General features: G+C 48.8%; 1 protein-coding gene. It reads right to left on the bottom strand.

Features of this window, described 5'->3' with window-relative positions:
- On the bottom strand, window positions 1–291 hold a 291-nt coding region (locus AAEY79_RS14455), incomplete at both ends, for a response regulator (protein WP_352288976.1).

Genomic DNA, 291 nt, shown 5'->3' with positions numbered 1-291 from the left:
GGCTTTAACAGATAGCCGACAGCGTTGGCTTTGAATGCAGCAATGGCATAATGATCATAAGCGGTGACAAAAATAATAGCAGGTGGACGCTCAAATTCGTGCAACAGCGTAGCACAGCGCACCCCATCCATCTCAGGCATCCGAATATCCAGTAGTATGACATCAGGTTGATGCGTCTTTACTGCAGCAATAGCATCAGCGCCCGTTAGCACCTGTGCGACTACCTCATGCCCTGACTCTTGCACAATCCTAGTCAAACGCTCACGGGCTAATGGTTCATCATCACAAACT

Origin of the sequence: Psychrobacter sp. GW64-MNA-CIBAN-0177 (genome assembly GCF_040309585.1) — a bacterium.
GTDB lineage: Bacteria > Pseudomonadota > Gammaproteobacteria > Pseudomonadales > Moraxellaceae > Psychrobacter > Psychrobacter okhotskensis.
The sequence above is the reverse complement of the archived record's forward strand: the minus strand, read 5'-3'. Positions and strand labels throughout refer to the sequence as shown.